The following is a 23,169-nucleotide window of genomic DNA, read 5'->3' as shown; positions in this document are numbered from 1 at the left end:
TCAGAAGTGAAACGCCGTAGCGCCGATGGTAGTGTGGGGCCTCCCCATGCGAGAGTAGGGAACTGCCAGGCATTATACAAGTGAAGAAGCCCCGCACCGACGTGCGGGGCTTTTTTACGTCTGCTGTTTGCCAGTTTAAGCTGAAACATTTTCATTTTCTGCATGAAACCTCGACAACTCACCCCAATCAGGCTAATGTTGGGCATCCAGATGTCTAAACGTTTATACGGTTGTATGAGGTGAGCAGGTTATGCCAATCAGGGTTCCCGACGAATTACCGGCAGTAAATTTTTTGCGTGATGAAAATGTCTTTGTCATGACATCATCGCGCGCCAGTGTTCAGGAGATCCGTCCGCTTAAAGTGCTGGTACTGAATCTGATGCCGAAGAAGATCGAAACGGAGAATCAGTTTCTGCGTCTGCTGTCCAACTCACCCTTACAGATCGATATTCAGCTGCTGCGTATCGACAGCCGTGAGTCGCGCAACACCCCCAGCGAGCACCTCAACAACTTCTACTGCAATTTCGAAGATATTCAGCACGACAACTACGATGGCTTAATCGTGACAGGTGCGCCGCTCGGACTGGTTGATTTTAACGATGTCGCTTACTGGCCACAGATTCAGCGCGTGCTGCACTGGGCAAATGAGCATGTTACCTCGACCCTGTTTGTCTGCTGGGCAGTGCAGGCTGCGCTGAATATTCTCTATGATATTCCGAAACAAACCCGACAGAACAAACTGTCTGGCGTCTATGAGCATCAGATACTGCATCCGCACGCGTTACTGACCCGGGGTTTTGATGATAATTTCCTGGCTCCGCACTCACGCTATGCTGATTTTCCTACCCAGCTGATCACGGATTACACCGATCTTGAGCTGTTTGCTGAATCGGAACAAACCGGTGCGTATCTGATGGCGAGCAGAGACAAGCGACTGGTCTTTGTTACCGGTCACCCGGAGTATGATGCCCTGACCCTGGCCGGTGAGTACCATCGCGATTATGAGGCAGGCGTGAAACCGGAGATTCCGTATAACTATTTCCCGCAGAATAATCCGGCGCTGCCACCGCGGGCCACCTGGCGCAGCCACGGCAATCTGCTGTTTTCGAACTGGCTCAACTACTACGTCTATCAGATCACGCCATTCGATCTGCGTCACATGAATCCGACACTGGAATAGTCCCGCTTAATCTTCAACTGAACCGTGTTAGCCGATGGCAGCACGGTTTTTTTTCGCCTGTAAAAAGCCAGATGAAAAGCATTCCTTTAAAAGATGAAACTTTAATCCGTTCTGAAACAGAGAGATATCGCCGTTTAAATATAAAAATGGAAATAGTTTTTGATTTAAGAAAATAAATGCTTATGCTCTGGATCTGTAGCTCACAAAACAAACAGCGAGTGGATCCGCTGCATTCGATCTTTTGAATACAGGAGAGCGCCAGCATGACAGATTCCGTGATCAGCCATACACTGACCTTCAGCCAGCCCCTGAACCAGGGAGCAGAGAGCCTGTTTACCCCTGAAGCCATCTCGTTTTTAGAGGCTCTGGTGACACGCTTTGCGCCGCAACGCGAAGCACTGTTACTCGACCGTCAGCGGCGACAACAACGCTATGACCAGGGCACGCTGCCAGACTTCGATATGGAAACCGCTTCCATAAGAGAAAGTGAATGGCATATTCGATCCATTCCGGCCGATTTAGCGGATCGCCGGGTGGAGATCACCGGGCCGCCCGATCGGAAGATGGTGATCAACGCGCTGAATGCTGACGTGAACGTCTTTATGGCTGACTTTGAGGATTCGCTTTCCCCGGCGTGGTCAAAACTGATTGACGGTCAGCTCACGCTGCGCGAGGCGGTGCAGGGGACGCTGAGTTACACCAGCGACAAGGGAAAAATCTATCAGTTAAACGCCCATCCGGCGGTGCTGATGTGCCGGGTGCGCGGTCTGCATCTGTCAGAAAAACATGTCAGCTGGCAGGGTAAGGCGATTCCGGGCGGCCTGTTCGATTTCGCTCTCTACTTTTTCCACAACGTTCGCGCTTTACTGGCGAAAGGCAGCGGCCCTTACTTCTATCTGCCGAAAACCGAAAGCTGGCAGGAGGTCGCCTGGTGGCGTGAGATCTTTCGTTTCAGCGAGGATCAGTTCGATCTGCCGCGCGGAACGATCAAAGCGACGGTGCTGATCGAGACCCTGCCTGCGGTCTTCCAGATGGATGAGATCCTGTGGAATCTGCGCGATCACATCGTCGGCCTGAACTGCGGTCGCTGGGATTACATCTTCAGCTATATCAAAACCCTGCAACAGCATCCGGATCGGATATTGCCGGATCGCCAGTCGGTGACCATGTCGCAGCCATTCCTGGATGCCTATTCGCGACTGCTGATTAAAACCTGTCATCGCCGGGGAGCATTTGCGATGGGAGGCATGTCGGCCCTCATTCCCCACAAAGATCCGGCGCGCAATGCCTGGGTATTGCAACGCGTAACGGAAGATAAGCAGCGTGAGGCGGGCAATGGACACGACGGCACCTGGATAGCGCATCCTGGCCTGGCAGAGAGTGCGATGGCCGTCTTCAATGCCGCTCTCGGCAACCGGCCTAATCAGCTGCATGTCATGCGTGAAGCGGACGCCCCGATCACGGCAGAGCAGTTACTTGCGCCCTGCGAAGGGCAACGCACCGAGGCGGGTATGCGTGCCAACATCCGGGTCGCGCTGCAATACCTCGAGGCCTGGATTAGCGGTAACGGCTGTGTGCCGATTGATGGACTGATGGAGGATGCCGCTACGGCGGAGATTGCGCGCACCTCTATCTGGCAGTGGATTCGCCACCAGCAAATCCTGGACAGCGGCCAGCCGGTCACCGCTGAACTGTTTCTGCGCTGGCTGAACGAAGAGCTGCATCTGCTGCAAAACACGCTGGGTGAATCCCGTTTCAGCGGCGGTCGCTACCACGACGCGGCGCAGCTGATGGCGCAGATCACCACCGAACGCGAACTGGTTTCCTTTCTTACCCTGCCAGGCTACCGCCTGATCCCCTGAACAGAGGAGCTATTGCCATGACACGCACTCAACAAATCGAGCAACTTGAACAGGATTGGCAGACCGCACGCTGGCAGGGGATTACCCGCCCGTACAGCGCAGCAGAGGTGGTTAATCTGCGCGGCTCATTACAACCCGCCTGTACGCTGGCGGAGCGCGGTGCAGAGAAACTCTGGGCACTGCTGAACGGCAAGGCAAAGAAGGGCTACATCAACAGTCTGGGCGCGCTGAGCGGCGGTCAGGCCCTCCAGCAGGCGAAAGCGGGCATTGAAGCGATCTATCTCTCTGGCTGGCAGGTGGCGGCAGATGCCAACGTTGCCGGGCAGATGTATCCCGATCAGTCGCTCTATCCGGTCAACTCAGTGCCGGAGGTCGTGACGCGCATCAATCAGACCTTTCAGCGTGCCGATCAGATTCAGTGGTCCGCGGGTATCGAAGCGGGTGACAGCCGGTACACCGATTTCTTTCTGCCGATTGTTGCCGATGCGGAAGCGGGTTTTGGCGGCGTGCTGAACGCATTCGAACTGATGAAGGCGATGATTCAGGCGGGTGCCGCGGCGGTTCACTTCGAGGATCAGCTGGCTGCGGTGAAAAAATGCGGCCATATGGGCGGTAAGGTGCTGGTGCCGACCCAGGAGGCGATTCAGAAACTGGTGGCGGCCCGGCTGGCCGCCGATGTGATGGGGGTGCCCACCCTGCTGCTGGCCCGCACCGATGCCGATGCCGCTGACCTGATCACTTCAGACTGCGATGAATACGACCGTCCCTTTATCCGGGGCGACCGGACGGCTGAAGGGTTCTTTCGCACCCATGCGGGGATAGAACAGGCGATCAGTCGCGGTCTGGCCTATGCACCCTATGCTGACATCCTGTGGTGTGAAACCTCGACGCCGGACCTGGCGATGGCGCAGCGCTTTGCCGACGCCATTCATGCGCGCTTTCCCGGCAAGCTGCTGGCCTACAACTGTTCGCCGTCGTTCAACTGGAAGAAGAATCTCGACGACAGCACCATCGCGATGTTTCAGCAGTCGCTCAGCGACATGGGTTATCGCTTCCAGTTCATCACGCTGGCAGGCATCCACAGCATGTGGTTCAACATGTTCGATCTGGCCCATGCCTATGCTCAGGGCGAAGGGATGCGACACTATGTTGAAAAGGTTCAGCAACCTGAGTTTGCGGCGCGCGATCGCGGTTACAGCTTCTCGTCGCATCAGCAGGAGGTGGGCACCGGCTATTTCGATCAGGTCACCACCACCATTCAGGGCGGTAAATCGTCGGTTACGGCGCTGACCGGTTCGACCGAAGAGCATCAGTTCTGACGCGCTTTCCTGACGGATCTCCCGCCCGCACGCTGCGGGCGGGCCTTTGCCGGAGCTGATTATGCCGCCACGTGAATCTTTAATCGCCCACACGATTCTGCAGGGGTCAGATGCGCAGTATGGCCGCTTTCTGGATATCACCGCCGGAGCGCAGCAGCGGTTTGAACAGGCGGAGTGGCAGGCGGTGCAGCACGCCATGAAGGCTCGCATCCACCTCTACGACCATCATGTCTCGCTGGTTGCTGACCAGCTGCGGGTGCTGAACGGCGCGGCAGACTGGGATCAGGCATTCTGGCTGCGGATCAAGGAACACTATCAGAGTCTGCTTCCCGGCTACCCGCGGCATGAAATTGCCGAAAGCTTTTTTAACTCCGTCTACTGCCGGTTACATGGCCATGCCGATCTGCAGCCGGAGCGCCTGTTTATCTTCAGCTCTCAATCCCAGGCTACGCCGGTTACCCCTTTGCGGCCCCTGTCGCGACGTTATCTGCCGGACAGAGGCTGGCGGGCCGTGGTGGATCAGGCTCTGGCCGATTTACCACTGACCCTGCCGTGGCAGCATCGCGCCCGGGATGTCGGCTGGATTGTCCGTCACCTGACGTCGCACTTTGCCGGTCTGGATCAGGGCTGGCTTGAGGTCAGCAGTGAGCTTTTTTATCGCAACAAAACCGCGTGGCTGGTGGCGCGCCTGCATCTGCCGGACGGCATCGCTCCCTGTCTGCTGCCGATTCAGCGCACTGACGCCGGCGAACTCTGGATAGACACCTGTCTCACCGATGTGAATGACGCCAGCATTGTCTTTGGGTTCGCCCGCGCCTGTTTTATGGTCTATGCCCCGGTGCCTGCTGCGCTGGTCGCCTGGCTGCAACCGATTCTGCCGGGCAAAACCCTGGCGGAACGGTACAGGGCAATTGGCTGCCAGAAACATGGCAAAACGGAAAGCTACCGTGAATATCTTCAGGCGCTGGCAGAGAGTGATGCGGCCTTTGAGATCGCGCCTGGCGTGCGCGGCATGGTGATGCTGGTTTTCACGCTGCCGGGGTTTGATCGGGTGTTTAAGGTGATTAAGGATCGCTTCGCGCCACAGAAAGAGGTGACGGAAGCGCAGGTGCGCGCCTGTTATCAGCAGGTCAAAGAGCATGATCGCGTGGGACGTATGGCCGATACGCAGGAGTTTGAGCAGTTTGCGCTGCCGCTGGCGCGCTTCTCACCGGCGCTGCTGGCTGAGCTGAACGCCTGTGCGGCAGAAAAAGTGGAGATCCAGGGCGACCGTCTGATTATTCGTCATCTGTGGCTGGAGCGACGGATGCAGCCGCTTAATCTCTATCTGGCGCAGGCCAGCGCGGCAGAGCGGCATCATGCGATCGAGGAGTATGGCAACGCCATCCGGCAGCTGGCGGCCGCCAATATCTTTCCCGGCGATATGCTGTTTAAAAACTTCGGCATCACCCGCCATGGCCGGGTCATTTTTTATGACTACGATGAGATCCGCCCGATGCTCGAACTGAACTTCCGGGAGGTGCCGCGCGCGCGTTATGAGGAAGATGAACTCAGCGCAGAGCCCTGGTACAGCGTCGGACCGGACGATGTGTTTCCGGAGACTTTCCGCTATGCGTTATGCAGCGAAGCCGCGACCGGCGCCTTGCTGCTGCAACTGCATCCGGAGCTTTTTGACCCCGGCTGGTGGCGCGCTCAGCAGCAGCGCATCGCTCAGGGCCATGTGGAAGAGGTGATTGCCTGGCGGCAGACGCAGCGTTTCAGCGTCTGCTACGCGGCAGAAACCGTTAACGACCACTGTACGCCAGCGTAACCTGTCGCGCCTCGCGGATGACCAACGCGCCGAGTTCAGTAATGCGGTCATCCGTCATGCGGGCAATCGGGCCGGAGATGGAGAGCGCCGCAAAGGCGTCGCCATGTTCGTCATAGATGGGGGCGGCGACACAGCGCAGACCCAGCGCATGTTCTTCATCGTCAAAGGAAAAGCCCGCTTTACGCACCTGCGCCAGATTCTCCTTCAGGCTCTGCGGCGACATCAGCGTCTTCGCGGTGTAGTAGTGCAAGCCCTTCTGATGCAACAGCGCCGTGACCTGCTCATCGCCCAGATGTGCCAGGAACGCTTTGCCGGCACCGGAGGCGTGCATCGGCAGCTTGCCGCCAATCGGCGCGGACATCCGCATCAGCTGCGTACACTGCACCTGATCGATGATCACGGCCTGATGATCGCTGAGATCCAGTACCGCCAGATTGACCGTCTCGCCGGACTGCTCCATCAGCCTGCGCAGCACCGGGTGCACCAGCGCCAGCAGGTTACGGCTTTGCAGAAAACTGCTGCCGACCACAAAGGCGTGTGCGCCGATAGTCCACAGACCCAGGTCGCCCACCTGACGGACAAAACCCTGCTGCTGCATGGTGCTGAGCAGGCGATGGGTGGTGGAGTTTGGCAGGCCCGCCTGCTGGGCCAGTTCGGTCAGCGCCACGCTGCCGTGTGAATCGGCAATCAGCTCCAGCAGGGTCAGGCCGCGCGTCAGCGACTGGACCTGACCGCCCGCAGGTGCGGCGACAGGGGTGCTACGGGGTTTTTTGCCGCGCTTAGCGGGAACCGGCGTTGCCATGGGAAACTCCTCTTTTGCATTGTGGAAATCATTTTCGTTTTAATCGTGACGTTTGCAAACGCTGCTTTTCTGGTCAGACCTCTCAGCCCGCGATCGTTATCCGTCCCGGATAAGGTGACTTTGTCGCCAGTTAAGCTTGTGCCAGAATGAAAAACAGGCTTTTTCGCCAGCAGACTGACGTGAGTGGGGCAACGGTGAGCACGAAAATCGACGCGTTATATCAGCAGCTCGCACGACGCATTATGGTGCTGGACGGTGCCATGGGCACCATGATCCAGCGCTACCGGCTGGAGGAGGCGGATTTTCGCGGCAGCCGCTTCGCAGAGTGGCCCTGCGATCTTAAAGGCAACAACGATCTGCTGGTGCTGAGTCAGCCGGCGGTGATCCGCGAGATCCACGACGCCTATCTGGCCGCAGGCGCTGACATCCTCGAAACCAACACCTTCAATGCCACGTCGATTGCGATGGCAGATTACCGCATGGAAAGCCTCTCGGCAGAAATTAACCGTGAAGCGGCCCGGCTGGCACGATCCTGCGCCGATGCATGGACGGCGAAAACGCCGGATCGTCCGCGCTTTGTGGCGGGCGTGCTGGGCCCGACTAACCGCACCTGCTCTATCTCGCCCGATGTAAACGATCCCGCCTTTCGCAACGTCACCTTCAGTCAGCTGGTGGATGCGTACCGGGAGTCGACCCGCGCGCTGGTGGAGGGCGGTGTTGACCTCATCATGATTGAAACGGTGTTCGACACGCTGAATGCGAAAGCCGCGGTCTATGCGGTGCAGAGCGAGATGGAGGCGCTGGGCGTGACGCTGCCGCTGATGATCTCCGGGACGATTACCGATGCCTCCGGGCGGACACTCTCCGGCCAGACCACCGAAGCCTTTTATAACGCTCTGCGTCATGCAGAACCCCTCTCTTTTGGTCTGAACTGTGCGCTCGGCCCGGATGAGCTGCGTCAGTATGTGGCGGAGCTGTCGCGCATCGCTGAGGGCTACGTCAGCGCGCACCCCAACGCGGGTCTGCCCAATGCGTTTGGCGAATATGATCTCGATGCGGAAGTGATGGCCCGGCAGATGGGGGAATGGGCCCGTGCCGGCTTCCTGAATATTATTGGCGGCTGCTGTGGCACGACGCCGCAGCATATTGCCGCCATGGCCGCCGCTGTTGAAGGCGTCGCACCGCGGAAGCCACCGGCTATTCCGGTGGCCTGTCGTCTCTCCGGTCTGGAGCCGCTTAACATCAGCGCCGAATCACTGTTTGTGAACGTCGGGGAGCGCACCAACGTCACCGGCTCGGCAAAATTTAAAAGACTGATTAAAGAAGAGAAATATCACGAGGCGCTGGACGTCGCGTTGCAGCAGGTGCAGAGCGGCGCGCAGATTATCGACATCAATATGGATGAAGGGATGCTCGACGCTGAAGCGGCGATGGTGCGTTTTCTGAATCTGATTGCGGGCGAACCCGATATCGCCCGCGTGCCGGTGATGATCGACTCTTCGAAATGGGCGGTGATTGAAAAAGGGTTACAGTGCATTCAGGGCAAAGGGATTGTTAACTCGATTTCGATGAAAGAGGGCGAGGCGGCCTTTATCCATCATGCCCGTCAGGTGCGGCGTTACGGCGCTGCCATGGTGGTGATGGCCTTTGATGAAGTGGGGCAGGCGGATACCCGCGCCCGTAAGATCGCGATCTGCCGCCGGGCTTATCAGATCCTCACACAGAAGGTCGGTTTCCCGCCGGAAGATATCATCTTTGACCCCAATATCTTTGCCGTGGCGACCGGCATAGAGGAGCACAACAACTACGCGATGGACTTTATCGGGGCGTGCGAAGATATCCGGCGTGAACTGCCTCATGCGATGATCTCGGGCGGCGTCTCCAACGTCTCATTTTCTTTTCGCGGCAACGAACCGGTTCGCGAAGCGATCCACGCCGTGTTCCTCTATCACGCTATCCGCAACGGCATGGGAATGGGGATCGTGAACGCCGGCCAGCTGGCTATCTATGACGATCTGCCCGCTGAACTGCGCGATGCCGTCGAAGATGTGATCCTCAACCGGCGCGAAGAGGGCACCGAGCGGCTGCTGGCGCTGGCGGAAACGTACCGTGGCGGCAAAAGTGACGGCGCGCAGGAGAAACAGCTGGCGGAGTGGCGCGGCTGGGCGGTAGCTAAGCGGCTGGAATATTCGCTGGTTAAAGGAATAACGGAGTTTATTGAGCAGGACACCGAAGAGGCACGCCAGCAGGTGTCCCGCCCGATAGAGGTTATTGAAGGGCCGCTGATGGCGGGCATGAATGTGGTCGGCGACCTGTTCGGCGAAGGCAAAATGTTTTTGCCGCAGGTGGTGAAATCGGCACGCGTCATGAAACAGGCGGTGGCGTATCTGGAACCCTTTATCGAGGCCAGCAAAGAGGCCGGGCGCAGCAACGGCAAAATCGTGCTGGCCACGGTGAAAGGGGATGTGCATGACATCGGCAAGAATATTGTTGGCGTGGTGCTGCAGTGCAATAACTACGAAATTATCGACCTGGGCGTGATGGTGCCAGGGGAGAAGATCCTGAAAACCGCGCGGGAAGTCGATGCGGATATCATCGGCTTGTCGGGCCTGATCACGCCGTCGCTGGATGAGATGGTTAACATGGCGAAGGAGATGGAGCGTCAGGGCTTTACGCTGCCGCTGCTGATAGGCGGCGCGACTACCTCAAAGGCGCATACCGCCGTCAAAATCGAGCAGCACTACAGCGGTCCGACGGTTTACGTGCAGAACGCTTCACGCACCGTCGGCGTGGTGTCATCGCTGCTCTCCGACACGCTGAAAGCCGATTTTATTGCCCGGACCCGACGGGAGTATGAAACCGTGCGCATCCAGCACGCACGCAAAAAACCGCGCACGCCGCCGGTGTCGCTGCAGGCCGCGCGCGATAACGCCAGCCTGATCGCGTGGGAAAACTACACGCCACCGGTGCCGCATCGCCCCGGCGTCAGTCAGGTTGAGGCCAGTATCGACACGCTGCGCCACTATATCGACTGGACGCCGTTCTTTATGACCTGGTCGCTGGCGGGCAAATATCCCCGCATTCTGGACGATGAGGTGGTGGGTGAAGAGGCACAGCGTCTGTTTGCCGATGCCAGTGCGATGCTCGACAGATTAAGTGAGCAGTCGCTGCTGACACCCCGTAGCGTGGTCGGTATTTTCCCGGCTAACCGGGTCGGTGACGATATCCATCTCTATAGCGATGAGCGGCGCGATGAAGTTTTGTGTGTGAGTCATCACTTACGTCAGCAGACAGAGAAAACCGACTTTGCAAACTACTGCCTGGCTGATTTCGTGGCACCCAAATCAACGGGAAAAGCGGATTATCTTGGCGCTTTCGCGGTGACCGGCGGGCTGGAAGAGGATGCGCTGGCGGCGGCGTATGACCTGCAGCATGACGACTACAACAAGATTATGGTGAAGGCGCTGGCGGACCGTCTGGCGGAGGCGTTTGCCGAATATCTGCATGAGCGGGTGCGTAAGGTGATCTGGGGCTTCGCCCCCAATGAAAATCTCAGCAATGACGAGCTGATTCGCGAGCGTTATCAGGGGATACGACCGGCGCCAGGCTATCCGGCCTGCCCGGATCACACCGAAAAAGCGGCCATCTGGACGCTGCTGGGGGTGGAAGAAGAGATCGGCATGACGCTCACCGAATCCTATGCCATGTGGCCGGGCGCCGCCGTCGCTGGCTGGTACTTCAGCCATCCTGACAGTCGATATTTCGCCGTGGCGCAGATCCAGCGTGACCAGGTGGAGGATTATGCGGCCCGCAAAGGCATGTCGGTCAGCGAAGTGGAACGCTGGCTGGCACCGCATCTTGGCTATGACGAGGAGTAAAAAAGCGGCCGGGAGACCGCTTCAGACAGCTGGAAATTTAAATCCGGGCGAATCTTACTGCAATGAATAAGCTCAATGCGCAGGGAACCCGGTCAGAAGAGGAAAGCGTCCCGCGCCAGGGACGGCGCGGGCCGAGCGGCCAGGGATTGGCATTAGCGCCTTTCCGATCTGACCGGGTTCCCTGTGCGTGCACCCGCTTACCGCAGAGCAGGCTCAGGGAGCATACGCCTTGCGCAAAGTCGCCTTAACGCCATCCATGGCAGGCTCAGCGCGGGCCATCCCTGGCCCGCTATGCTTTGCTTCAGGCGTATGCTCCCATCGCTTTACGTCCGGCCGCCGTCTGAACGAGGCCGCTTCTGCTTAGTTAAAGCGCACGTCGCGATCGGAGGTCAGATCATACAGCTGGTATTTACGACCCAGCATCTGACCGCCATCGCGCGTCAGCGGCACCCAGTTAACCTGCGCGCGACCGCGTGTTGGCGTCACGGTGAACAGATCCATCGGCACGGAGATATAGAAGCCTTTGGTGAAGTCACCCTCGCCATACTCTTCCGAGGAGACGTTGGTTTTCGTGGCATACACACCCACCATCACGCCGCTGTCAAAGCGCTTGGACACATCAACCGTCACGCCTTTATCTTTCGCCAGATACTGACCGACGCTGGCTTTCACCAGCACATCCTGCATAAACCACGGACGCCAGTAGCCGGTCAGGTTGCCGGTTGAGGCTTTATAGCGGTTGAACTGCATCATGTTGTCCCAGTCACGCTGCCGGACATAGTTGGCATCGACGCCCACCGCCCAGTTCGCATCAACCGGACGATAGAGCACCTCGCCGCCCACGCCGCCATACATCGTCTCCAGATAACCGCCGTAGACCTGACCATAGAAGCCGTTACCAAGGTGGCCCATATAGTTGGCCTGCAGATCGTTAACGTAGACGTTATTCTCGACGTAGTCGCGGATGTGGGTACGCACGCGCGGCAGCGATGAGTCGGCCGGTGCGCCGTTATAGTTGAACTTATCGTAGTTGTTGGCGAGGTTGCCAAACAGACTGCCCCCCACCAGCAGGTGGTCGGTCAGCCAGTAATCGACGTTACCCATCACGCCGACCTGATACATGTAGAAACTCTCCGGGCCGCCCACCGACTGATTCAGCACCGGTGACAGGCTGTAATTCAGGCGATCTTTGCGGATAAACATCCCCTGCTCAGTAGTGCCCGGATCGACCGGATCTTTGCGCGTCTGCTGCAGCGGCTGCTCATGGCCCAGCGGATAGCCTTGCAGATCGTTACGCAGGCTGGCGACCTGCGTTTCCGTGGTGACCTGCGGCATATTAAAGCGCGACTCGGTGACATTGATGGTGTCGATGCCGTCCGGCAGATGATTCATGATGATGCGGTTAGCGCGATCGACGCCTTCGCGGGTATCGCGATATTTGGTCTGCTCACCGGAGACATAGAGCGTATGCCCCTGTGTCTGAATACGCGGGCCATCGAGACCGGCGTTATATTTCAGGTCGGTAAGCTGATTCCCCACCACGGTCGGCTCCAGCAGACGCGGCTGCGTCTGCGGATTGTAGGCGGGCTTCTCGCTGTCGATGTGCGCCTGGCGCAGATCGTTAAAGTTCGTGCGCAGGGTAACACCAAACATAAAGGTGTTGCCGCGTTCGTAGCTGGCGTTGATATCCGCCCAGTCGGTCACACGGTAAATCGCCCCGACGTTCAGCTTGCTACGCTGCTCCAGACGGCCAGCAAAGTCATTCTGATAGTCGTTGCCCTCATACTCCATTTTAAGGCGCAGCGGCTGCCAGGGGGTCTGATACTCAATACCGCCAAACAGCGCCGTCGGACCGTGGAACATCTGCGAGCCGTTGATGGAACCCGCTTCGCCGACCCGTGGACGCTGACAGTAGCTGTCGCTGTAGGAACAGAAGGGGTTCTTCACCGTGCCGCTGTTGCCGAGATAGCCCCAGCCGAGACCGAACGTAAAGTCGAACGGCCCCCAGGCCTTGGTCGCCACCAGATATTCGCTGTCGAACAGGCCCGTGCCGCCGAGATCGCGGGTGCCGACCGCCACTTCCGGCAGCCAGAATCCTTCCTGCCACAGACGCAGTTTCAGGTCGAAGGCTTTATCTTTATAGCTTTGCGTGCCGCTGAATTCAGAGACCGCACTGTACTGGCGGGTACGCACGTCGGTGTAACGCACGGTCGTCTCCAGCCACGGGAAGAGCTGCAGCGATGCGGAGTAGTAGCGATACTGATCGTTGTCGCGGGCATTGAGGCTGAACTCCCCCTCTCTGGCCATGCGCGCGGTCGGCACCTGCATCAGGCCCACGCCGCCAAAATCAGATTGTGAAGGTCCCACCGGCGCAGGCCAGGTGTCAGCCTGCGCCTGACAGGCTGCCGCCACGGAAACAGCCAGCAGGCTGAAGAGATAACGTTTTTTCATCAGTCTGGTATCCGGTGAGTCAGTACGGAGAGAAGGCGATCGTTGAGATCTTCATAGGCGCCTGGCAGGCTCCACGATGAAAAGCCGAGCCAGATAATGCTGCCTGGCTCCACTTCCACATGGCGATGATTCCAGTACGCTACCGGCACCTGCTGCGTGGCACCCGACGGGGCAATCACCGTAACAAAATTGCGTTCTGCCCCGGAAAGTAACGAATGCTCCGCAAGATAGTCACGTACGGATTTTCCCGGTTGCCAGCTCACTTTGCCTGCCCCACTCAGCGCGCCGAGCAGCAGCACGGAATCGGACGGGGTTTGCAGCCAGAGGTCATAGCTGCCTTCCAGACGACGGTTGTCTGCCGGATCCAGACGGATCCAGTCCGGGTCGAGCGAGATAAACTGGCGGCCTGTTACCCTGATCGCACTCAGCTGGCGGATCACCTCATCAATGGCCGCCGCCCGGTCGCCACTGCTGTCGGCACGCCACGCGCGCAGCTCGCCCAGCGTCTGCTGATAGTGCTGCTGTGCCACGGCGCTGGCACCGCGCTCGGCAATAAAAGTACGACGCCAGTCCGTGTTCGCCTGCAGCGGAGGAAGCGTCACCAGTTGGGCGAGATCGGCAATCTGGCTCAGTTCAGCCTGACCGCCATTATGCGGTGCGTGGACAATCACCTGCGCCGTCGCCTGCGCGCCTGCGCTGCTGAGCAGGCTCAGCCCGGCCAGCAAAAATGTTATTTTTTTCATGATTTCGCCGGCTTCAGAATAGTGGTGTCTACAGGGAAGGCATCTGCCGCCAGCATCTGATGGGCCTGCACCACATCGCCGCTGCTGTTATCGATCCAGAAGGTGTTTTCCCACGTGCGGTTACTGCTGTCGATGCTCACCTGCTCATGCCAGACGCGGCAGGGAATGCGGTTGCCCGCGAGGGTCAGGACTTCATCGGTGCCGCGCGCAAAGGTAGAACGCACGGTCGCACCGCGAACCTTGCCCTGTTCGGTCCACTGCACGATGCGGGTCCAGCCTGCGCCATTGCTGAGGTGAAGGGGGGCAGCCAGCGGGTCCTGCTGCAGATTGCTGACGCTCAGCAGGTTATCCGGTAAGCCCAGGGTTTTTACCAGGCGCCCATGCTGTGTGACCAGCATCGCCTGATCCTGAGTCACCCATTTCTGCTGACCATTCTCGTTGTAGCCCAGCACCACGAAAATACGCGGTCCCTCATTCAGACGGGCATAGAGACTGGCGTAGGGCAGATTGTTGACCTGTTGATCGGTTACGGTGACGTCGTCAGGACCGTTAACCGCGAGCAGCAGGGTCTGTTCAAGACCTTTTTGCGTTTGTGTACAGGCCTGCAGCAGCAGGCAAGCGAGCAGCAGAGGAAGTTGGCGCACTGTGTGTCCCTGATAAGTCATGCCAAAGTAAAAATAACCACACAGACGTGTGGTTATGTTTAAAGGTGCTCTGCCCGTTACGTCTGGCGGCAAAACGGCGGACTGTGTGGCGTCGCTGAAACGTCAGCGTTGCCCGTGAGTCACCGGTCAGCAATCAGACGCGTTTCGGGTTTCCATCAACGAGTTGTGCTCGTTGTGGTTGTGGTTGTTGTACCGGTATTTGCACCGTCACCACCGCCAGAAGCGGCGATCCCGATCCCGACCAGCGCGCCCAGCGCACCGATACCGACAGCGGTCGACGTGCCGGACGAGATTGCTCCCGCCTGCGCGCCAGCTGCGGAACCCGCTTCTTCCGGCGCGGCAAAGGCGCTGGATGAGGCGGCAACGAGGATCAGGGCTGCACCGGCAACCATAGTTTTTTTCATAACAACGTTTCCTGCATTGAGTGAATGAAGGATCTCCGCCTGACGACCCTGGCTATACAGACAAGCTGTGACCAGAGCGACAGGCAGTCCCATTGCGGGCGCGTTCATTATAGGGCAACAAAATATCAGAGTTCAGCGCCATAAAAACCAGGGCGGCGGAGGGGGTGATGGCGTGATTTAATCAGTCAGATTGGAGATAACCGCCTTTTATATCGGAATATTTCGGCCTGATGCCAGATATTTCGCTGCGGGTTAAAGAATTGCAAAGCGTAATGTTCTCTTTTATTAACATCTGGTACGGAATAAGAATAATCAGAATTTACTCAGGATTGCTAAAATTAAATAGGATTATGAATCAAGGGTTAACCCAGGGTGATGACACTTTTCAGGTCCATTTTATACTGGGTATTGGCGGGTATGATCCGGCAATGTTCAGAATTGTCTTAGGTGACTTTCGGAATTTTCCCGCGCCAGTGACGGTCTGTGTATCCATAAAACGCCAGACCGGCGTAAACAGAGACAAAAAAAGGCGGCAAATATGCCGCCTGATTAATTTAAAGCCGATTAACGCCAGGACTTGTAGCGATTAATTAAGGCATTAGTGGAACTGTCATGACTGGTAATCTGTTCATCATTTTCCAGTTCCGGCAGAATGCGGTTCGCCAGTTGCTTCCCTAATTCCACACCCCACTGATCGAAGGTGAAGATATTCAGGATGGCGCCCTGAGTGAAGATTTTATGTTCATACAGGGCAATCAGCGCACCCAGGCTGAATGGGGTAATCTCACGCAGCAGGATAGAGTTGGTCGGGCGGTTACCTTCAAAGACTTTGAACGGCACGATATGGGCCACGGACTCTGCAGATTTACCGGCATCCGTAAACTCTTTCTCCACGACGTCGCGTGACTTACCAAAGGCCAGCGCTTCGGTCTGCGCAAAGAAGTTGGAAAGCAGCTTCGGATGGTGGTCGGCGAGGGCGTTATGGCTGATGGCGGGTGCAATAAAGTCGCACGGCACCAGCTTGGTTCCCTGATGGATCAGCTGATAGAACGCATGCTGACCGTTGGTGCCCGGTTCGCCCCAGATAATAGGACCGGTCTGGTAGTCCACCGGGTGACCGTCGCGATCCACATACTTGCCGTTTGACTCCATATTTCCCTGCTGGAAATAGGCCGCAAAGCGGTGCATGTACTGGTCATAAGGCAGGATCGCTTCGGTTTCGGCACCAAAGAAGTTGTTGTACCAGATACCAATTAGCGCCAGCAGCACCGGCAGGTTCTGTTCAGCAGGCGTCGAGGCGAAGTGCTGATCCATGGCGTGCGCGCCGCTCAGCAGCTGCTCGAAGTTATCGAAACCGATAGAGAGAATGATCGACAGGCCGATGGCAGACCAGAGCGAATAGCGACCGCCTACCCAGTCCCAGAATTCAAACATGTTGTTGGTGTCGATGCCAAACTCGCCCACCGCTTTGGCGTTGGTGGAGAGCGCCGCAAAGTGTTTCGCCACGTGCTGCTGATCGCCAGCCGTTTTCAGAAACCAGTCACGCGCACTGTGGGCGTTGGTCATGGTTTCCTGCGTGGTAAAGGTCTTCGATGCGACCAGGAACAGGGTGGTTTCCGGGCTGAGATCTTTCAGCGTTTCGGCGATGTGGGTGCCGTCAACGTTAGAAACAAAGTGCATGTTCAGGTGGTTTTTATACGGGCGCAGCGCCTCAGTCACCATGAACGGGCCGAGGTCGGAGCCGCCGATACCGATGTTTACCACGTCCGTAATCGCTTTACCGGTGTAGCCTTTCCACTCGCCGCTGATGATACGTTCGGAGAAGCCTTTCATCTTATCCAGCACCGCGTTCACTTCCGGCATCACATCTTTGCCATCCACCAGAATCGGGGTGTTGCTGCGGTTACGCAGCGCGACGTGCAGCACCGCACGATCTTCGGTCCGGTTAATCTTTTCACCCGAGAACATAGACTTAATGGCACCGCTGAGGTCGGTCTCTCTGGCCAGCGCCTGTAACTTATCGAGGGTTTCCTGGGTGATGCGGTTTTTGGAGAAATCCACCAGCATCTGATCATCAAAGGTGGCAGAGAATTTGGCAAAACGATCGGCATCCTCAGCAAACAGATCGGCAATTTCCACCGATTTCATCTGCTCAAAATGCTGTTGCAGCGCTTTCCAGGCTGCGGTTTGTGTCGGATTGATATTTTTCATGGCAACACTCTTGTTGATAAAAAGAACCGTCATCCCATCGGGTCACATCGACCCCGTTTAGCGTTTCAGTATGACCACAGTTGTAACTGAAAGGAAAAATTTTGTCAGCGCGCTCCGGGCTGGAGAGCGGAAAGCCCGCATCCTGTCGCCAGCATTCACTGGCGCGAACAGCCGGAGAGGGCAGTGACAACGTCCGACCGAGTGTGACGCGAAAGGCCATACAAAACGTTGTGCCGAATCAGAACCCATTAAGCTTCGCAGAAAAAAGGGCGCGCCGGGCTGAACCCACCCAGCACTCTAGCCGCTGTGGCGCAGGCAGATTTGTTTTCTGATGCGGCGCGCCAGCCATGCTGACATTGACAGCAGGGCCAGAAAAGGCTAAATGTATGCGCCTACTTGCGCACCTGTGCGCAAGCCAGAAGAGGCGCGTCGCCCAGGCAGTGTGTTGGAGGAACCGTATCCGGCGAAAACACATGATGGGGAGCGACGCCGAGGTGGGTCAGCACGCGGTGTGTTGCCTGTCGGCTACAGGGGCTGAATCCTCTGGGTTGTCACCAGAAACGTGCAGTCGACGTTTCGCAAGGTGGGGCGCTTCTGGGTGACTCGTCTACCCGATCTGGTCTGCCCGTTTCTGCTCTTTCCTTGTGCCTGGCTGAAAGAATGTTTCCCGACCCCTTTCTCAATGGCGGGAACAAGATAACCTGACACGAGGTTCTACTACATGTCTCAAACACTGATTGTGGCAAAATTTGGCGGCACCAGCGTCGCTGATTTTGAAGCGATGAATCGCAGCGCTGATGTGGTGCTGCAGGATGCCAGCACCCGTCTGGTGGTGCTTTCCGCCTCGGCGGGCATCACCAATCTGCTGGTTTCGCTGGCTGAAGGCCAGCCCGCTGCCCAGCGTGCCGTTCTGCTCGATGATATCCGCCGTATCCAGTATGCCATTGTGGATCGTCTGCAGCGTCCGGATGTGATCCGCGATGAAATCGATCGGATGATCGACAATATCAGTATGCTCTCCGAAGCCGCTTCGCTGGCCACCTCAAGTGCCCTGACCGATGAACTGGTCAGTCACGGCGAGCTGATGTCCTCCCTGCTGTTTGTTGAAATTCTGCGTGAACGCCAGGTCAATGCGGAGTGGTTTGACGTTCGCAAAGTGCTGCGCACCGACGATCGCTTTGGCCGGGCTGTGCCGGACGTCGACGTGCTGGCAACGCAGGCGACGGAGCAGCTGCAGCCGCGCATCGCGCAGGCGCTGGTTGTGACCCAGGGCTTCATCGGCAGTGAAAGTGAAGGACGCACCACCACGTTAGGCCGTGGCGGCAGTGATTACACCGCAGCGCTGCTTGGCGAAGCCCTTCACGCGGCGCGCGTGGATATCTGGACCGATGTGCCGGGTATCTACACCACCGATCCGCGCGTGGTGCCGACCGCGAAGCGTATTGATGAAATCACCTTTGAAGAAGCCGCTGAAATGGCGACGTTTGGCGCGAAAGTCCTGCATCCGGCCACGCTGCTGCCCGCCGTACGCCGCGGTATCCCGGTCTTTGTCGGCTCCAGCAAGGATCCGGCCGCGGGAGGAACCCGCGTCTGCAACGAAACCCGCAACCCGCCGCTGTTCCGGGCGCTGGCGTTGCGCCGCAAGCAGACGCTGTTAACGCTGCACAGCCTGAACATGCTGCATACGTTTGGTTTCCTCGCCGAACTGTTCAACATTCTGGCGCGCCACAACGTCTCGGTCGATCTGATCACCACCTCGGAAGTGAGCGTGGCGCTGACGCTCGACACCACCGGCTCCACCTCTACCAGTGCCAGCCTGCTGACCCAGGCGCTGCTGACGGAACTCTCGTCGCTCTGCCGGGTAGAAGTAGAAGAAGATCTGGCGCTGGTGGCGATTATCGGCAACCAGCTCTCTAAAGCCTGCGGCGTTGGCAAAGAGGTGTTTGGTGTGCTCGACCCGTTCAACCTGCGCATGATTTGCTACGGTGCCAGCAGCTACAACCTCTGCTTCCTGGTGCCGGGCAACGATGCAGAAAGCGTGGTGCGTACGCTGCACCGCAATCTGTTCGAGTAAGCCTCTCTGTTTTCTCAGGCCGCCTCAGCGCGGCCTGAGAAAGCGTCCGGCCGGGTCACCCTGGCCGGTTTTCCCCCGCGTTACCTCATCCCGGATAAATCCCCTTTTTACAAAGGGTTATTATTCCCTGTTGCCAAATGGCAACCCTTTTATCCTGCCATTTCATGTAGTTGCGTTGCGATCCGCCTGCGCAGTTTTATAATCCCGCCGCATAATCCATTCACCCAATCACAGGAAATATCATGAAAAGGTTAATCGCAGAAGCGCTGGGCACCTTTGTGCTGGTGGCGGGCGGTTGCGGGAGTGCCGTGCTGTCTGCCGCGTTTCCGCAGCTGGGCATTGGCTTTCTGGGCGTGGCGCTGGCGTTCGGGTTGAGCGTGCTGGTCATGGCCTATGCGGTCGGACACATTTCAGGCGGTCATTTTAACCCGGCGGTCACCCTGGGCCTGGTGGCAGGCGGACGTTTTCCCGCGGCGCAGGCTATCCCTTACATCCTCGCGCAGCTGGCGGGTGGCATTGCGGCTGGTGCGGTGCTCTGGCTGATCGCCAGCGGCAGAGGCGAGTTCAGTGCCGCCGCCAGCGGCTTCGCGGCGAACGGTTACGGCGCGCATTCGCCGGGCGGCTTCAGCCTGCAGGCGGGCATGATCAGCGAAGTCGTGATGACCGCCATCTTCCTGATCGTCATCATGGGGGCGACCAGCGAACGCGCACCGAAAGGCTTTGCGCCGATCGCGATTGGCCTGGCGTTAACCCTGATTCATCTTGTGACGATTCCGGTGACCAACACCTCGGTCAACCCGGCTCGCAGCACGGCAGTAGCCCTGTTCCAGGGGGACTGGGCACTCTCACAACTGTGGATGTTCTGGCTGATGCCGGTTATCGGTGGTGTGGTGGGTGGTGTGATCTACCGCAGTTTAGAGGATAAAGCAGCGTAATTTCGTCGATTTGCAGCGGATCGGCAGCAGTCGATCCGCATTTTCCCGCCCCGCCGCATCTTCGCCTTACGTCGTGATAACGAAATGTTATGATCCCGCCCGCGTCAGCAGTCGTTCCTGTATGGCGTGCTTCAGGGGCAACTCTGCATAAAACACAACACTCTTATAAGGAAGTCTGGCCATGCTCGCCACTTTAACCCGCCTGTTCCCGCTCTGGGCCGTGCTGTTATCTTTCGCCGCGTATTACTCGCCCGGAACGTTTCTTGGCATCGGGCCGTGGGTCACGTATCTGCTGATGCTGATCATGTTTGGCATGGGCGTGACGCTCAATATTGACGATTTTAAACGCGTGCTGACCCGCCCCGCGCCCGTGATTGCCGGTACCTTTCTGCACTATCTGGTGATGCCGTTAGCTGCCTGGGCGCTGGCAAAACTGTTCCATATGCCGCCCGATCTCGCCGCGGGGATGATTCTGGTCGGCAGCGTCGCCAGCGGCACCGCCAGTAACGTGATGATCTATCTGGCGAAGGGGGATGTGGCGCTGTCGGTCACGATCTCCTCCGTCTCGGCGCTGGTGGGCGTATTCGCCACGCCGCTGCTGACCCGCTTTTATGTGGACACCCATATTCAGGTGGATGTGGTGGGAATGCTGCTGAGCATCGTGAAAATCGTGGTGATCCCGATTAGCCTCGGGCTGATCATTCATCACAGCATGAACAGCGTGGTTCGCCGGGTCGAGCCCTGGCTGCCTGCGTTTTCAATGATCTGTATTCTGCTGATCATCAGCGCAGTCGTGGCGGGCAGTCAGAGCTTTATCGGATCGGTGGGCCTGATGGTGATCGCCGCTGTGATCCTGCATAACGCCATTGGCCTGCTGGGCGGTTACTGGGGAGGCAAGCTGTTTGGCTTTGATGAGTCAACCTGCCGCACGCTGGCGCTGGAGGTCGGGATGCAGAACTCCGGTCTGGCGGCGACGCTGGGCAAGCTCTACTTCTCGCCGCTGGCGGCCCTGCCGGGCGCGCTGTTCTCGGTGTGGCACAACCTGTCAGGTTCACTGCTGGCGGGCTACTGGTCCGGAAAGCCGATCAAGAAGCCGTAACACCGATGGCGCGCAGAGGTTTCCTCCTCTGCGCGCTTATTCATAATCACGCTCATCGTCGGGCTGTTCCAGCACGGTATAGGCGACACTGCAGAACAGTGAGTTGAGACGCTTCATGTCACCGAGCAAACCGAGGTGCAGCGAACTGGTCTCAATACTCTGCACGTTCTGCTGATGCAGGCGGTCAACGTGCGCGTGCGAGTAGCGGCGAATCATCAGACGGAAACGATGTTTCGCGCGGCGCAGCCGTTTGGCACTGGTGACATCGTGCGACAGAAACACCGACAGACTCATTCTGAGGTTGCTAATCAGCAGCTCCTGCAGGCCTTCCAGCTCTTTCAGTCCCTCGGCTGAGAAGGCGCGGCCCGCCGCCAGCGACTTATCCGCCACATCGCCGCTCATCCGTTCAATGATGTCGCCGGCCTGCTCCAGATTGAGCGACATCTCAATGATTTCCCCCCAGCGTCGCGAATCCTCTTCCGGCAGATCCTCTTTCGGCATCCGCGCCAGATAGAGTTTGATGGCGGTGTAGAGCACATCGACATCATCATCCAGCCGCCGCACCGTGCGCTCCTCGCGCGATTCCCCATGCATCACCTTATTGAACGCCTCCAGCATCTGCTCCAGCACGTCGCCCATGCGCAGCGCCTCGCGGGCGGCATTCACCAGGGCGAGCGCCGGGGTATCCAGCGCGCTGCGGTCAAGATGCTTCGGTTTCAGCTGCAGAGTGGTGTCCACATCGTCGGCGATGAGACGACGGCAGAGGCGCGCCATCAGGTCAGCAAAGGGCACCATCGCCACGCAGCGAACCAGGTTGTAGAAGACGTGGAAGAAGATCACCAGCTCTTCATCGTTCACCGGCAGTTTATCCAGCCATGTCGCCACGATATCGACAAAGGGCAGGATCACCACGCAGCCAATCAGCTTAAACAGCAGGCTGCCGAGCGCCACGCGCTTGCCCGCCGCATTGGAGCCGCTGGCGTTGATCAGGGCCAGCAGGCCGCTGCCCAGGTTGGCACCAATCACCAGACAGAGCGCCACCTTGAAAGAGATCACCCCGGTGGCGGTCAGCGTGGCGGTGATCAGCACCGCAGCCAGGCTGGAATAACTGATAATGGCGAAGACCGCGCCAAGCAGGGCATCGAGCATCACATCGCCGGTCAGGCTGGAGAAGAGCACCTGGACCCCGGCGGCCTGGGTAATCGGGCGGGCGGCTTCAACAATCAGCTGCAGTGCCAGCAGGATCAGACCCAGTCCGATACTGGCCCGGCCTAGCTGTCCGGCTCGGGTCTGCTTACGGCTGAGAAAGAAGACCACGCCAAAAAAGATAAACAGCGGCGAGAGCCAGGAGAGATCAAATGTCAGGATACGCGCCATGATCGCGGTGCCGACATCCGCACCCAGGATCACCACCAGCGCGGGGGTCAGGCTGACCAGATTCTGCGCCACAAAGGAGGTGACCAGCAGGGTGGTGGCATTGCTGCTCTGCACCAGCGTGGTCACACCAATGCCTGCCAGAAAGGCCATCGGTTTCTTTTCTATGCTGCGGCTGAGGACGCGGCGCAGATCGGCGCCGTAAACCCGCATGATGCCGGTGCGGACGATATGCGTGCCCCAGACCAGCAGGGCCACGGCGGAGAGTAAATTAAGCAGAGTTAACACGGGGGGTTGCTCCTCCAGAGTCAGGCTTAAAGCACAGACTGCCAGCCTGACGGAGAGAGCAATCTGTGGAAAGG

At 58.2% G+C, this 23,169-nt stretch carries 15 protein-coding genes and 1 riboswitch; of the genes, 8 read left to right on the top strand and 7 right to left on the bottom strand.

Features of this window, described 5'->3' with window-relative positions; genetic code table 11:
• Window positions 1-250 precede the first annotated feature (250 nt).
• The 4 genes from metA (at window position 251) to aceK (ending at window position 6,171) form a co-directional block, all read left to right on the top strand.
• Window positions 251-1,180, top strand: coding sequence for a homoserine O-succinyltransferase (gene metA / locus HFD92_RS10990; protein ID WP_167428926.1), 930 nt, complete (start codon window positions 251-253; stop codon window positions 1,178-1,180).
• Window positions 1,181-1,443: 263 nt separating this feature from the next.
• A complete protein-coding gene (gene aceB / locus HFD92_RS10985) occupies window positions 1,444-3,042 on the top strand; it encodes a malate synthase A (protein ID WP_167428925.1) in 1,599 nt (532 codons plus the stop codon).
• Between the two features lie 17 nt (window positions 3,043-3,059).
• Window positions 3,060-4,361: an isocitrate lyase gene (gene aceA, locus HFD92_RS10980; protein ID WP_167428924.1), complete on the top strand. Its 1,302-nt coding sequence runs from the start codon at window positions 3,060-3,062 to the stop codon at window positions 4,359-4,361.
• 61 nt (window positions 4,362-4,422) lie between these two features.
• Window positions 4,423-6,171 carry a bifunctional isocitrate dehydrogenase kinase/phosphatase gene (aceK, locus tag HFD92_RS10975; RefSeq protein ID WP_167428923.1) on the top strand — a complete coding sequence of 583 codons (1,749 nt, stop codon included), beginning with the start codon at window positions 4,423-4,425 and terminating at the stop codon, window positions 6,169-6,171.
• Here aceK and iclR read toward each other — a convergent pair.
• A complete protein-coding gene (iclR, locus tag HFD92_RS10970) occupies window positions 6,146-6,973 on the bottom strand; it encodes a glyoxylate bypass operon transcriptional repressor IclR (protein ID WP_046100998.1) in 828 nt (275 codons plus the stop codon). The two genes, aceK and iclR, sit on opposite strands and share 26 nt — an antisense overlap.
• 194 nt (window positions 6,974-7,167) lie before the next feature.
• Between iclR and metH the strand changes: the two genes are divergently transcribed.
• A complete protein-coding gene (gene metH / locus HFD92_RS10965; protein ID WP_167428936.1) occupies window positions 7,168-10,851 on the top strand; it encodes a methionine synthase in 3,684 nt (1,227 codons plus the stop codon).
• Between the two features lie 360 nt (window positions 10,852-11,211).
• Here metH and HFD92_RS10960 read toward each other — a convergent pair whose 3' ends face one another.
• The 5 genes from HFD92_RS10960 to pgi all read right to left on the bottom strand — a co-directional run bounded on the left by HFD92_RS10960 (window position 11,212) and on the right by pgi (window position 17,325).
• On the bottom strand, window positions 11,212-13,302 hold the full coding sequence (locus tag HFD92_RS10960) for a YjbH domain-containing protein (RefSeq protein ID WP_167428922.1): 2,091 nt from the start codon (window positions 13,300-13,302) through the stop codon (window positions 11,212-11,214).
• Entirely contained in the window at window positions 13,302-14,045 is a 744-nt protein-coding gene (locus HFD92_RS10955; protein ID WP_167428921.1) for a capsule biosynthesis GfcC family protein, read from the bottom strand. The genes HFD92_RS10960 and HFD92_RS10955 overlap by 1 nt, the downstream gene beginning before the upstream one ends.
• Window positions 14,042-14,689: a YjbF family lipoprotein gene (locus HFD92_RS10950; RefSeq protein ID WP_009092635.1), complete on the bottom strand. Its 648-nt coding sequence runs from the start codon at window positions 14,687-14,689 to the stop codon at window positions 14,042-14,044. The genes HFD92_RS10955 and HFD92_RS10950 overlap by 4 nt, the downstream gene beginning before the upstream one ends.
• 176 nt (window positions 14,690-14,865) lie before the next feature.
• Window positions 14,866-15,114, bottom strand: coding sequence for an exopolysaccharide production protein YjbE (yjbE, locus tag HFD92_RS10945; RefSeq protein WP_009092634.1), 249 nt, complete (start codon window positions 15,112-15,114; stop codon window positions 14,866-14,868).
• 564 nt (window positions 15,115-15,678) lie between these two features.
• On the bottom strand, window positions 15,679-17,325 hold the full coding sequence (gene pgi / locus HFD92_RS10940; protein WP_009092632.1) for a glucose-6-phosphate isomerase: 1,647 nt from the start codon (window positions 17,323-17,325) through the stop codon (window positions 15,679-15,681).
• A 411-nt stretch (window positions 17,326-17,736) separates the two neighbouring features.
• Window positions 17,737-17,927, top strand: a riboswitch (Lysine riboswitch).
• Between the two features lie 119 nt (window positions 17,928-18,046).
• Here pgi and lysC point away from each other — a divergent pair.
• From lysC to panS, 3 genes are all read left to right on the top strand, one after another.
• A complete protein-coding gene (gene lysC / locus HFD92_RS10935; RefSeq protein WP_167428920.1) occupies window positions 18,047-19,399 on the top strand; it encodes a lysine-sensitive aspartokinase 3 in 1,353 nt (450 codons plus the stop codon).
• Between the two features lie 242 nt (window positions 19,400-19,641).
• Window positions 19,642-20,334 (top strand): aquaporin Z, encoded by a 693-nt coding sequence (gene aqpZ, locus HFD92_RS10930; protein WP_167428919.1) that lies wholly within the window; start codon window positions 19,642-19,644, stop codon window positions 20,332-20,334.
• Between the two features lie 181 nt (window positions 20,335-20,515).
• Window positions 20,516-21,433: a ketopantoate/pantoate/pantothenate transporter PanS gene (panS, locus tag HFD92_RS10925; RefSeq protein ID WP_167428918.1), complete on the top strand. Its 918-nt coding sequence runs from the start codon at window positions 20,516-20,518 to the stop codon at window positions 21,431-21,433.
• Between the two features lie 36 nt (window positions 21,434-21,469).
• Here panS and HFD92_RS10920 read toward each other — a convergent pair whose 3' ends face one another.
• Window positions 21,470-23,095, bottom strand: coding sequence for a Na/Pi cotransporter family protein (locus HFD92_RS10920; protein WP_111208883.1), 1,626 nt, complete (start codon window positions 23,093-23,095; stop codon window positions 21,470-21,472).
• Window positions 23,096-23,169: the final 74 nt, after the last annotated feature.

It is taken from the genome of Pantoea sp. EKM101V (assembly GCF_011800325.1).
GTDB lineage: Bacteria > Pseudomonadota > Gammaproteobacteria > Enterobacterales > Enterobacteriaceae > Pantoea > Pantoea anthophila.
The sequence above is the reverse complement of the archived record's forward strand: the minus strand, read 5'-3'. Positions and strand labels throughout refer to the sequence as shown.